The organism is Terrimonas alba, assembly GCF_042434975.1.
GTDB lineage: Bacteria > Bacteroidota > Bacteroidia > Chitinophagales > Chitinophagaceae > Terrimonas_B > Terrimonas_B alba.
In genome coordinates, this window is the sequence record NZ_JBHMQM010000005.1 from 265,504 (window position 1) to 278,208 (window position 12,705).

Here is a 12,705-nt window from a genome sequence, read left to right on the forward strand (position 1 = left end):
AAAAGTTTTTAGTTATTATTAAATGCTACACGCAAATAAACGCATGGTACGGAATGATCAAAGTTGTGTAACTTTTCCATTTTCAATTGAAAGTATCGTTATGTATCGATTGCTGTTTATTGTTTTACTGTTATCATTTACTACAACCGGGAAAAAGGAAAAGGAAGTTCCAAAAGCCTGGATCAGAATTAATCAATTAGGCTATACTCCAAATGGAATAAAGGTGGCTGTATGGGGAAGTAAAGAACAATCGACACTGAGCGATAGCCGAAGTGTTAGCAATTGGCAATTGGTTGATGCGATCACAAAAAAAATTGCTACTTCCGGTAAGGTTGGAAAAGCATTTGGCGAATATGGACCATTTAAACAAACTTACCGTCTAAACTTTTCTTTTTTCAAAAAGCCCGGACGATATTATCTGCAGGCAGGTGGTGCTAAATCTCCTGAATTTGAAATTGGTGACAATGTTTACAAAGGCGCCGCCGATTTTTGTTTGCGTTATATGCGCCAGCAACGATCAGGGTTTAATCCTTTTCTGAAAGATAGTTGTCATACACAGGATGGCTATGTTTTGTATGGCGAAAAGGCTGGCATCAAAGACAGCACACGGATTGATGTTGTCGGTGGCTGGCATGATGCATCTGATTACTTGCAATATTCCACCACGTCTGCAAATGCTACGTATCATTTATTGATGTCGTACCGGGATTTTCCGCAAGTATTCACTGATGAAAAACTGGCCAATGGCCTGGATGGTAGAAATGGACTGGCTGATGTATTGGATGAAGCCAAATGGGGATTGGATTGGTTATTAAAAATGCACCCGAGAGATGACTGGATGTTTAACCAGATAGCTGATGACCGGGATCATATCGGTATGCGTATTCCCAAAGAAGATACGCAATATGGCAGAGGCAATCAACGACCGGTTTATTTTGTAAGCGGTGAGCCACAGCAGAGAGGGAAGTTTATGAATAGTACCAAAGGGACTTCTTCTGCCGGAGGAAAATTTTCCGCCTCGTTTTCATTAGGCAGCCAAATGTTTGAAAGAATTGACAAACAGTATTCAAAAAGGCTTTCCAATAAAGCAGTTACTGCCTTACATTTTGGCAAAAAAAAATTAGGTAACACTCAAACAGCATCTGTCAAATCGCCTTATATCTATGCTGAAGATAATTGGACAGATGATATCGAGTTAGCTTTTGCTGCTTATAATCGAACGCTGCTGAACCGTATTGACAGAATTGAATCTTATTTGGATAATAGTTTTAATTATGCCATTCAAGAACCCCTTACTCCCTGGCTGGGAATGGACACTGCAAAGCATTACCAATGGTATCCGTTTATTAATATTGGACATTATGAATTGGCGAAACAACTAAAAGGCAAAGAAAGAGATACTATTGTCGGCTATTACAAAGAAGGCATTAAACGAGTTTGGAACAAAGCAAAAACAAACGCTTTCTATCGCGGTGTTCCTTTTATCTGGTGCAGCAATAATCTGACCACCTCTTTCGCTATTCAATGTTATTGGTACAGAGAGTTGACTGGTGATAAAACTTTTTCAGAACTGGAGCAAGCAAACTTTGACTGGCTCTTTGGTTGCAACCCCTGGGGCACAAGCATGGTGTACGGCCTGCCATCATGGGGTGATACGCCTGTTGATCCGCACTCTGCATTTACACATTTAAAAAATTATCCCATTGATGGGGGCCTTGTTGATGGACCCGTGTATGGAAATATTTATAAGAACCTGATCGGAATTACGCTAAACGATCCAGATGAATATGCTGAGTTTCAAAGCGACCTCGTGGTTTATCATGATGATTATGGGGATTACAGTACCAATGAGCCTACCATGGATGGTACCGCTTCATTGATTTATTTGCTGGCTGCGAAGGAGGCAGAGACGGCCCCTTCTAAATCTCCCCCCAACGGGGAGACTTTCCAAGAATCATTAAGTAATAAAGAGCCTGGCAAAACCCACTTCGGAAGGGATTGGCGTAGGTCTCATGGCGCAATCATTCGTGGCGATACAACGAAAAGGAAACTGGCTGTTGTTTTTACCGGTCATGAGTTTGCCGATGGAGCCGATGAAATTATTCAGTCATTAAAAAAAGAAAAGGTTAGGGCATCTTTTTTCTTTACAGGAGATTTTTATCGTAACAATTTATTTAAGAAGTTGGTTCAGCAGTTAAAAAATGAAGGACATTATTTGGGTGCTCATTCCGATAAGCATTTATTGTATTGTGACTGGAATAAACGGGATAGTTTACTTGTTTCCAACGAACAGTTTACAAAAGACTTGTTGCAGAACTATGCGGAGATGAACAAAGCAGGAGTTACAAAAGGAATGGCCAAGTTTTTTCTTCCGCCTTATGAATGGTATAATGATTCAATAGCGGCCTGGACAAAGCGAATGGGATTGCAACTGATCAACTTTACCTCAGGCACGTTAAGTCACGCCGATTATACGACGCCTGGTATGAAGAATTACCGGAGCAGTGAAGAGATTTATACTTCCATCATCAACTATGAACAAACAAAACCGGCAGGCCTAAACGGTTTTATCCTGCTGATGCATGTTGGCACTGAACCAGGGCGTACCGATAAATTTTATAAGCGATTGCCTGGGTTAATAAAATATCTTAAAGCAAAAGGATATCAGTTCCAGACGGTTGATCAACTCTTAAAGCTTGATTAAAATCATGTATGGCAGCGTTGTAAAGCCGTACGCCACATTTGGTTTTTCCTATCTTTGCGGCATGCACTTCGAGAAAATTAATAATAAAGGTCAGGCACGCCTCTTTAAAAATGATTACCTGGAAATGCTGACCAAAACGCATCCGCTGGTAATTTGGGGAATGTATTTGCCCGTTATCGCTTATATGCTTTATTATAGCAATACAAAATTGGATTATTCCCTGTCAAGAGTCATCCTTACTTTTTTGGGTGGTATGTTTTTCTGGTCTTTTTTCGAATACATCGCACACCGGTTTATTTTCCATTGGGTGAGTGAAAATCCGGTAGCGCAAAAGATTTCTTACACTTTGCATGGCAATCACCATCATTATCCAAGAGATAAGCAACGCTTGTTTATGCCGCCGGTTCCAAGCATTATCATCGCTTCAGCTATTTTTGGTCTAATGTATTTGTTGATTCGTGAAAACACATTCATGTTTTTTCCCGGCTTTATTTTAGGCTATCTCATGTATGGTACCATGCATTATGCTATTCATGCATGGAACCCGCCGTTCAAATGGATGAAAGGGCTTTGGCGCAATCATCACCTGCATCACTATAAAAACGAGCATAATGGTTTTGGCGTGAGTTCCACTATTTGGGACCACGTATTTGGGACCATGTTCGATCTTAAAAAAGAAAAAGAGGATAAAGAAAAAGTGAAGGACCTCATGTTTGAAAAAAGAAAAAATTAGTAAAAGGAGGCAAGTCCTCCTTTTTATTAAGTTACCATTTCTCGTCTTCGTTAATTTCATCGTCCTTTTTCGTAAAAGATTTCCTGGACTGTAGTTTTTGTATTTGTCTTTCGATGATAAGGTTGGCAATGATCAGCCCTGCATCGGCGCCGGAATTTTGCTTTAGCATAGATTTCAATTTTGCTTCATTGACATCGATCCTGTAAAGTAGTTGAACCAATTTATTAAAATCACTTTGAACAAGCGTATTAATATATGCGGCCAGTTCTTCTCTCAAGTTATTTAAAGAGATACTCTCAGGCAATGCCACGCCAAATGTTGAATTGATGGCCGCAATAATATTTTTGTCTGCAGCGAACATCGGGTTAAAATTTATCAATTACCCCTAAACCGAAAAGTGCAAAATCATACTTCACGGGATCATCTTTATCCAATTTACGCAGATAACCGGTTAATTCAACAGCTGCCTGCCAGTCAACTTGTTTTCTTTGCAGTAGGTTAAAGCGTTTCGCCACTCTTGCAACATGCAGGTCGATCGGGCAGATCAACTGCGAAGGTGAAATGTCTTTCCAAATGCCAAAGTCAACACCTTTATTGTCTTTGCGAACCATCCAGCGTAAAAACATATTCAGCCGTTTACACGTTGAACCTTTTTCAGGACTGGCAATATGTTTCCTCGTTCTATTGGGAATATGTTCGAGCGAGAAGAAATAATGATGGAAGCCAGTTAGCATTTTTTCAATGGTGTCACCATGCATAGTAAAAGCTGATTCAAGGCTATCCTGTTTACTATAATGATATTTAAAGAAGTCAACGAAGTAGAGAAGATCAGTATCATTAAACGTTCGGTGCTTAAATCCAGATAATCTTTTTAATCCTCCCAAATCATGATTCAGACAAAATTCGTATGGCTGCATGTCCATTCTCTTTAGCAATTCCAGGGATTTTTGAATAATGGTAGTTCTGTTGCCCCAGGCGAAAATCGCTGCAAAAAATCCCGCTATTTCAATGTCTGCATTTTTGGTAAACAGGTGAGGGATAGAAACGGGATCATCCTTAATAAAAAAAGGTTGATTGTATTCATCAACCTTCTTATCGAAAAAATCTTTCAGGTTTTTAATATCCATGCATAAAGTTAAACCACTTTATGTTTGTCAAAGCACCCGGTCGCCCCTGATCAGGCGAAGTATTATTGCGATAATCGCAATAACCAGAAGAATATGAATAAGTCCGCCTGCGGAAAAAACGAAATAGCCCAGGAGCCAACCAATTATCAGGATTACAGCAATAATGTAAAGCATAGTAAATAAATTTAAGAATGAGCAAAAGCAATTTATTTCTATTAATACTTTGCAGATACAATGCCAAACCCGGATGTGAAATGTCCTACCCGATTGCCCGGTCAAGGTCGGCTATCAGATCGTCAGCATCTTCGATACCCACACTTAACCTGATCAATGAATCGGTCAGTCCGTTTTTTAATCGTTCTTCTCTTGGAATGGAAGCATGTGTCATGGATGCAGGGTGATTGATGAGTGATTCTACACCCCCAAGGCTTTCCGCCAAAGAAAACAGGTGCGTTGATGACAAAACTCTCATGGCATTTTCTACGCTATCATCTTTTAATGTAAAGCTGATCATTCCGCCAAATCCACGCATTTGTTTATTGGCAATTGCATAGCCAGGCTGGTCTTGAAAGCCGGGCCAATATACTTTTGCGACTGCCGGATTATTGCGCAGCCAATGGGCAATTTTTTCCCCATTTAAGCAATGCTGTTGCATTCTTACATGCAATGTCTTAATACCTCTCAATACCAGGAAGCAATCCATAGGGCCGGGAACAGCACCGCAGCTCTTTTGAATAAAATATAATTTTTCCCTTAGCTCGACATCATTCATGACCAGTGCTCCCTGAATTACATCGCTATGGCCGCCCAGGTATTTCGTGGATGAATGCATCACTATATCGGCGCCAAGATCCAAAGGATTCTGTAAATAAGGTGATGCAAATGTATTGTCAACACAAAGCAGGGCCTTCGCATCTTTTGCAATATCGGCTGCTGCTTTGATGTCGGTTATATTCATCAATGGATTGGTTGGTGTTTCCAACCAGATCAGTTTCGTTTTTGATGTTACCAGTTTTTTTATGTTCCCCGTATTGGTTGTATCGGTATAAAGAAATTTGATCCCGAATTTTTCGAACACTTTTGTAAAAAGCCGGTAAGTGCCTCCATACATATCGCTGGCTGCAATTACTTCGTCGCCTGGTTCCAATAATTTAATGACGGCATCTGTGGCAGCAACACCGCTGCTAAAAGCTAAGCCAAACTTACCATTCTCAATGGCCGCCAGTGCTTCCTCTAATGCCTTCCGGGTGGGGTTTTGGCTGCGGGCATATTCAAAGCCCTTATTCTTGCCCGGCGCTTCCTGTACATAAGTGGAGGTTTGATAAATAGGCGTCATGATTGCTCCGGTAGAAGGATCAGGTACTGCGCCCGCATGAATAAACTTAGTCGCTAGCTTCATATCAATGATTGATTAAAAAAGTATTTAGGATAGCTACAAAGATGGGAAATAATAAATAAAGAGTTTTGCCGATAGCCGGTTTGCCATTCATCCTCCACTCTATCCCTTTAACAATTGCTTAGGGTTGTTTTTTGAAAATAAGAAATCATGTTTCATGCCGGCAAATTAGTTTTTCAAATCCTCATTAAATGGCTTGGGTACATTTTGTGATTTTATACATACTTCACGTGCAACAGGGTTGAATACCAGTAATGGATAATCGCTTGCCTTTGCTTCTGCTGGCTTTTAGTTTTATGTCAGTAATCAATTAATCATTCAAAACCGAATAAATTATGAAACAAGTACTCGTCCTGGCCTTCTTGCTGACAGGATTTGTCGCAATAGCCGCCCCGGTTCCTTCTAAAGTAAATGACAAAATATTAAAAGCCTTCAACGAAACGTTTGCCTCGGCACAAGATGTAAGCTGGCACGAGTATGACGATTATGCACAGGCAAATTTTAAAGTAAATCTTATCCAGATAAGAGCCCAGTATTCTGAAGATGGAAAGCTGATAAGAACTATCCGCTATTATTCAGAAAATGAATTGTTGCCAAATATTGTTGCCAAACTGAAAAAGAAATATGCTGGCAAGGAAATAACAGGTGTTACCGAATCATCTTCGGAAGATGAAGTAAGCTTTACTATCAATCTTAAAGATGAAAAGCACTGGTATATCGTTAAGACTGATGTGTACGGCAACCTGCAGGAAAGCGAAAAATTCAAGAGAGCCGACAAATAATTTTTGGTGTTTTAGCAGAACCCTAAAGTGTAAATGTCCTGCTTTTAGCAGGGCATTTTTCATTGCATAAGCCAGCCTGCTGTTAAATAACGCCAGTCGTCTGTATTAACTTCATAGGCAGCAGATGGCCGTACTGGCCTGGCCAGGGCAGTTGCTGACAGTATTTTTTCTTTGACCAGTATTTTTCTGCTGTCGAATATCATATCCTGTATTTTTTTGTGTTGCATCCATTTCTTTTGAGGCGGTTCAAATCCAACCTTATCTTTTCGCCAAACAATATCATGTGGTAGTTTTTGTTGCATCGCCTGGCGCAATAACCATTTTGTCCATCCATCCCGGATTTTAAAATTCGGTGGCAGACTGAAAATAAAAGTTACCAATTCATGGCTTAAGAAGGGTAGCCGTATTTCCCGGCCATGTGCCATGGAATTTCTGTCGGCATAGCGTAACAGCTCCTGCAGCCCATGGATGCAGGTGTTGAAATATAAGATGCCGTTCAGTGTTCCAAGGTCAGGCGTTGTATAATAAGCTTCCTTACTTTGAAGTTGAATAAAATCTTCATGCAGGTGTTCATGATTAAGAGCGTTAAAAAGATATTGTTTTTCCAATATGACAGCCGCAAGGTCAGGCAGCAGAGAAGCCATTATATTTTTAAAACCAAATTCTTCGGCAACACCGATTTTCCTGGCAGCAGGAATTTCTTTACTTCTAATCAGTCTCCGCCTCTGAAAAAGTTCCTGCCAATACCATTTGTAATACTTATGATAGCCTGCCAGCACCTCATCAGCACCCTGGCCATCGAGAAGCACTTTTATATTTTGTTTTTTTGCCAGCTCAAAAACCTTGTATTGAATAAAGGCACTGGCGGATGATACGGGTTCCTCCTGGTGATGCATAAAACTATCCCAATTCAGAATGAGGTCGTCAGCCGTAATTTCCAGTTGATGCTGTTGCAATTGAAATTGGCTGGCCACCTGGCTGGCGAATACTTGTTCGTCTTTTTCGAACCCCGGAAATATTGCTGTAAACGAATTGAGCGGACCGGCTTGCGTGTTGAGTTGAGAAATTGCGGCAACTATTGAAGAGCTGTCAAGGCCCCCGCTCAAAGAGCAGCCAACGGCTACGTCACTTCTTAAACGTTTTTTTATAGACTTTATAAAGAGGTAAGTGAATTGTTCTATCGCCTGCGTATCTGTAATAGAGCTGTTTTCAACTTCAGTATCAATATCCCAATATTTTTCAATACTTAGTTCGCCGGATACCTGGCTATAATAGAGCCGTGAGGCAGGAGGAAGTTTAAAAATTTTTTCATAAAAAGTCTCTTCGGGTCGCTCCGGGTTGTCTACGTAACCGATGGTGATGAAGTTGAACAACATTTTCAGGTTTACTGATCGTTGCACACCCGCGGCCCACAACGCCTTCATTTCAGATGAAAAGCAGAATTCGTTGTTCGCAAAATGATAGAAAAAAGGTTTTTCACCAAACCGGTCACGGGCAGCAAAAAGTTCTTTCTCTTCTTCGTCCCAAATCGCAAAAGAAAACATGCCGTCAAAATGTTCAACACATTCATCTTCCCAATGGGCATAGGCTGCCAATATCACCTCGGTATCCGACTGTGTACGAAATGTAAATCCATATTGCTCCAGTTCCTTTCGTAATTCAGGATAATTATAGATTTCGCCGTTGTGAACAATCGTATAACGGTCAGCTGGATCATAGTGCATCGGTTGTGATGCTTGTTCGCTAAGATCAATGATGGCTAGACGTCGGTGCCCCAGGCCGGCGGAGCCATTGCTGTTGGTCCATATTCGTTCTCCATCCGGCCCCCTGTGTTCAAGGGATTGTGTCATGGAGCAAAGCCGTTGCTTCAGCGAGGAGCGATTTTCTTCGCCTGGTTGGTGATTAATAATTCCGGCAATGCCACACATATTGTAAATATCGAAAATAATTGTGAGCGGCGGTTAGATACCGGGTAATACGAGGCAAACATCACCTTGCATTCAATCAGAATTCGATAGGAAGCTTAGCGAGAACATCGGCCCAGGCGATGACCAGGTTAGCACCTTTATCTGCTTTTTCAAAAACCATCGTGAAGTATTCAAGCGAAGATCCATTTGTGCTTACCGGAATTTCAAAACGGGCTACATCCCTGGTGGTATCCTGTTTAAGGCCCCAGGTATCAATATTGCTATTTAATACGATCGTCCATTTATCTACGTGAGGAATACCATACAAAATATACCGCCCGGCTTTTATTTTTTTTCCCTGGATGGTAACGTTTCGGTAAAAATCAATTTCTGTGGCCTCATTGGCCCCAAGCCGCCAGAGTTCATCATATTTTAAAATACCATTGAATAATGCCCGCCTTTGCAAATGTGGCCGGCTATAAATGACTCTTGCTACCGGCGGGGGAATTTTGCCACCATTAGCCATTTTAATTTTTGGATAATCCACCGGAAAATAACTCATGTCCATGGGAGAAATATCGACACTGGCATAAGTATTAACCGTGTTGTTTTCAGGAACAGTGTTAATTACAGAATCCCTGGGTTTTATTGTTTTTTCTACCGGCTCGTTTTTTTCTTCCTGGTTGCAAGCAATAATAAAACTTAAAAGAAGGAATACAGGCGCACTTTGTTTGATCACTTTCATATAGCTTAACTTATAAAGACATGGGCAATGAACATTTTACATTCTCCCACGCAACAACCAGGTTCATAGTGGAATTATTTTTTTCAAAGGTCATAGCCAGTGATTCAACCGGCCCGGCCAATGCTTGCACAGGGGCGGTAACCCGTACTACATCTTTTGCCTGGTTATATTTGAAAGAACCCCAAACATCCGTCTCTTTGTTGATAATAAACGTCCAGGTTTTTTCTTCGACAATGGCATAAAGTGTATAACGACCTTTTGGAATTTTTTTATTGTTAATAACAACAGGTTTATAAAACTCGATCTCGGTAGCTTCGTTGGCCCCAAGCCGCCACAGCTTTCCATATTCAACAAGACCACCAAATATGGAACGGCCCTCTATTTTAGGACGACTGTAAATAACCCTTGCCGTAGGCGACTCGGTTATTTTATCCTGTGTTTTTAAACTTGGATACTTCACCGGGTAATAACAAATATCCAGTGGTGATTTATCTATGGCAGGAAGCTCGGATTGACCAAAGGCAATCATCGTAAAAAATAATCCGATGTAAAAAAGTAAGTTCTTTTTCATGTAATTTTTATGTTTTTTGATCACCTGCCACCTGGCCGGGTGTAATATGCTCATTCGTTTATCTACAAGTTGAGACGATATATCTCCGCAAATCGTGTGTTTGCGGCTCAAAAATATAGTCCCCAGTGACAAAAAATGTATTTGCAAAAATAAGTGATTCCAATATTGGCAACCGCCTTTCGTCGATTTTAGTCAGTCATTTAGTGATTCATACTGCCGGTGAATGAAAGGTTTAGCATCTTTCCAGAAACGACGAAAACACGCCTGCAAGGGTTGATAGTGTTTTTCAAACAAATAAGCAGCTGTTTCACTTTCCTGGAGGTGCAAAGAACGACGCACCAGGCCGCCGAAACTTTGCTCGATGCCCCGGTGGGAACGGTAATTAAAAAGCCAGTTCTGGGTTCTCATATAGGGAAACATGCTGGCAAAACGTTCCGGCAGCCAGTCCCGGTAATTTTCTAAAATGCCGTAAACTGTTTGCGAAAAATTGAAAAGAGACGTCTCGGTAAACTCCGTTTCGTCGGTAGCAAGAAAATGATCATAAACTACATCGATAAATGCGCCGCTATACAAGCGATAATCAGGACGGAAGAATTCCTTGGCCTCTTTCGTAGCGGGGTGATCATCCGTAAAGCTGTCAATGAGGCGATGCAGCATGATGCCCGCCTGGATGCGAAAGGGGTAGTCGAACTTTTTTTTCCCTTTCACAAAGTCACTGATCATATTACCTACCAGCACTTCAGGATCATTAAAGGAGAGATAAGCATGCGCCAGGTAATTCATAAAACAGGTTCAGCTAACAAGATACGTCAACTGGCTTTACCAGGTAAGCTAACGTTTGGTCTGCTTTTTTATTTTATCCAGCCTGATTGGTGACACAAAACATTACTTGCTCAATTATTTCCGGATAGTTCATTTTGCTTTTTGTATAAGCGATACGAATAAATAACCGGTACAATAACGAGGATCATGACGGCAACAAAAAATAAGATCATAGCTATTGTGTCTGGTAGAATAAGACACAGTGCTGCCAATACTAAACCACCTGCGAACCAAAGTTTGCCTGCCAGCAAATGAGTCTTCCGCCAATTTTCTTCATTGTTCAGGGTCCATGGCACACGCAGACCGGCAAAATAGTTTGGCTTTATAGTGTGCATGTAGTTACCCAGAAAAGAAAAAAGTATTCCCACTGCGGCAAATATGTAATGGATACCGAGTTCAAAACTTCCTTTCACGGAGCTATAAAGAATAAAGCATGACAATGCGGATAAGAAAACTCCTACACAAAATCCAATGCTTTTCAGCCTGTCTTTATTGTCAGCTGCATATTTTTTGGGGTCTATTTTATAAATATTAGATAACAAAAAGAAAATGCCTGCAGACATAGCTGCCAATACCAGGATCATGATTAGCAATTCTGTTTTGTTACCATACCTGTCAGGATTACCCTTCAGATCAAAATGCAGGGGAACCTGCTCCGGCAATTGTTGCCAGATAACAGCGAGATAAATTATAGGGGCTATAGCGACCGGCCAGATAAGAAGTTTAAAGTATTTAGTCATTGGTAGATTATTTTAGTTCGTATTATCGCTTTTTTGTTTTGAACTGCATGAGCCATTTCATGATTTCATCCACTACTGTGGTATTTAATGAATAATAAATATATTGGCCATCCTTTTCTGCAATTACCAGCTTTGCCTGCTTTAGCAAATCGAGATGATGTGAAATGCTGGGACCGGATATCTTGAAACGCTCCACAATTTCCCCGGCTGTCATATCTCTCTCCTGCAATAATTGCAAAATTTCCCTGCGGGTAGGATCATTGAGGGCTTTAAAAATTGTGTTCATTGTACAATTCGTTCATTAGGTATTTAGACAAATATCTAAATAATTTTTGGTTTAAGAAAATAAAAAACTGTATCAATTGCGGAACACCGGCTTACGAAGGGTAGAAAAATAAGGATGTGCGGTTAATAAAATGAAACCTGTGTTAACACTGTTTAACAGCCATTTCCATTAATCCTAATTCGCTTGTCAAGGGGTGTAACCTAATCTACTTTTACACCGTCATACTAACCAAATGACAATTTTAAAGTAAACCTTAATCATTAAAATAATCAGAAATCATGAAAAAGATCATCATCATGCTGGCCGTAACGATAAGCAGCTTTACTGCTTTTGCCAGCGACGAAAATGTAAACTCAACTGTGTTAAGTTCATTTAACAAAGAATTCGCAGGCGCAAAAGATGTGCAGTGGACAACGACCAGCAACTATTACAAAGCTTCTTTCGTTTTTAACGATCAGGTTGTATCAGCTTTTTATCAACTGGATGGCGAGTTAATAGCTACGAGCAGAAATATCAGCTCACTCGAACTTCCCATTAACCTACAAACCAGTCTTAAAAAGAATTACAACAGTTACTGGATATCTGACCTCTTTGAAATATCCAACAATGAAGGAACCAGCTATTACATTACACTTGACAAAGCCGACTCTAAAGTTGTATTGAAATCAAATGGCAATGGCAAATGGGATGTGTTCAAAAAAGCAACAAAGATCTGATCTCTTGCATCTCTTTCTCATAGGCAGTTAGTTTTGGTGTGTGGTAAAACAATCCCCGGCTTTCTTCGGGAAGCGGGGATTTCTTTTAAGCATAACCGTGTTGATTGTTCTATTCCGTGCTTCCCTGAAAATTCAACAACGTAATTTCTATAATCGTATATCATTAACCTTGTCTG

14 protein-coding genes are annotated in these 12,705 nt (G+C 40.5%); 4 read left to right on the forward strand and 10 right to left on the reverse strand.

Features of this window, described 5'->3' with window-relative positions; genetic code table 11:
- The first annotated feature begins 100 nt into the window (after nt 1-100).
- Both ACFEL9_RS16060 and ACFEL9_RS16065 read left to right on the forward strand, forming a co-directional pair.
- Nucleotides 101-2,704, forward strand: coding sequence for a bifunctional glycoside hydrolase family 9 protein/polysaccharide deacetylase (locus ACFEL9_RS16060; RefSeq protein ID WP_385892086.1), 2,604 nt, complete (start codon nt 101-103; stop codon nt 2,702-2,704).
- A 4-nt stretch (nt 2,705-2,708) separates the two neighbouring features.
- Nucleotides 2,709-3,437, forward strand: coding sequence for a sterol desaturase family protein (locus ACFEL9_RS16065; RefSeq protein WP_385892089.1), 729 nt, complete (start codon nt 2,709-2,711; stop codon nt 3,435-3,437).
- Nucleotides 3,438-3,468: 31 nt separating this feature from the next.
- Here the strand turns inward: ACFEL9_RS16065 and ACFEL9_RS16070 are convergent, their stop codons facing one another.
- The 4 genes from ACFEL9_RS16070 to ACFEL9_RS16085 form a co-directional block, all read right to left on the reverse strand.
- On the reverse strand, nt 3,469-3,798 hold the full coding sequence (locus ACFEL9_RS16070) for a hypothetical protein (protein WP_385892092.1): 330 nt from the start codon (nt 3,796-3,798) through the stop codon (nt 3,469-3,471).
- A 4-nt stretch (nt 3,799-3,802) separates the two neighbouring features.
- Nucleotides 3,803-4,564, reverse strand: coding sequence for a TIGR02757 family protein (locus tag ACFEL9_RS16075; protein WP_385892095.1), 762 nt, complete (start codon nt 4,562-4,564; stop codon nt 3,803-3,805).
- A gap of 27 nt (nt 4,565-4,591) precedes the next feature.
- The gene (locus ACFEL9_RS16080; RefSeq protein ID WP_385892097.1) at nt 4,592-4,738 is read right to left on the reverse strand and encodes a lmo0937 family membrane protein; all 147 of its coding nucleotides are present in this window, start codon (nt 4,736-4,738) and stop codon (nt 4,592-4,594) included.
- Between the two features lie 85 nt (nt 4,739-4,823).
- Entirely contained in the window at nt 4,824-5,963 is a 1,140-nt protein-coding gene (locus ACFEL9_RS16085; protein ID WP_385892100.1) for a cystathionine gamma-synthase, read from the reverse strand.
- 332 nt (nt 5,964-6,295) lie between these two features.
- Between ACFEL9_RS16085 and ACFEL9_RS16090 the strand changes: the two genes are divergently transcribed.
- The gene (locus ACFEL9_RS16090) at nt 6,296-6,742 is read left to right on the forward strand and encodes a hypothetical protein (RefSeq protein WP_385892103.1); all 447 of its coding nucleotides are present in this window, start codon (nt 6,296-6,298) and stop codon (nt 6,740-6,742) included.
- Between the two features lie 59 nt (nt 6,743-6,801).
- Here the strand turns inward: ACFEL9_RS16090 and asnB are convergent, their stop codons facing one another.
- From asnB to ACFEL9_RS16120, 6 genes are all read right to left on the reverse strand, one after another.
- On the reverse strand, nt 6,802-8,670 hold the full coding sequence (gene asnB / locus ACFEL9_RS16095; RefSeq protein ID WP_385892106.1) for an asparagine synthase (glutamine-hydrolyzing): 1,869 nt from the start codon (nt 8,668-8,670) through the stop codon (nt 6,802-6,804).
- A gap of 76 nt (nt 8,671-8,746) precedes the next feature.
- A complete protein-coding gene (locus ACFEL9_RS16100; protein WP_385892109.1) occupies nt 8,747-9,394 on the reverse strand; it encodes a DUF2911 domain-containing protein in 648 nt (215 codons plus the stop codon).
- A gap of 10 nt (nt 9,395-9,404) precedes the next feature.
- A complete protein-coding gene (locus tag ACFEL9_RS16105; protein WP_385892112.1) occupies nt 9,405-9,965 on the reverse strand; it encodes a DUF2911 domain-containing protein in 561 nt (186 codons plus the stop codon).
- Between the two features lie 192 nt (nt 9,966-10,157).
- The gene (locus ACFEL9_RS16110; RefSeq protein WP_385892115.1) at nt 10,158-10,748 is read right to left on the reverse strand and encodes an acyl carrier protein phosphodiesterase; all 591 of its coding nucleotides are present in this window, start codon (nt 10,746-10,748) and stop codon (nt 10,158-10,160) included.
- A gap of 110 nt (nt 10,749-10,858) precedes the next feature.
- On the reverse strand, nt 10,859-11,527 hold the full coding sequence (locus tag ACFEL9_RS16115) for an SdpI family protein (protein ID WP_385892118.1): 669 nt from the start codon (nt 11,525-11,527) through the stop codon (nt 10,859-10,861).
- A gap of 22 nt (nt 11,528-11,549) precedes the next feature.
- A complete protein-coding gene (locus ACFEL9_RS16120) occupies nt 11,550-11,813 on the reverse strand; it encodes an autorepressor SdpR family transcription factor (RefSeq protein ID WP_385892121.1) in 264 nt (87 codons plus the stop codon).
- Nucleotides 11,814-12,091: 278 nt separating this feature from the next.
- Between ACFEL9_RS16120 and ACFEL9_RS16125 the strand changes: the two genes are divergently transcribed.
- A complete protein-coding gene (locus tag ACFEL9_RS16125) occupies nt 12,092-12,529 on the forward strand; it encodes a hypothetical protein (RefSeq protein ID WP_385892124.1) in 438 nt (145 codons plus the stop codon).
- The last annotated feature ends 176 nt before the right edge of the window (nt 12,530-12,705 follow it).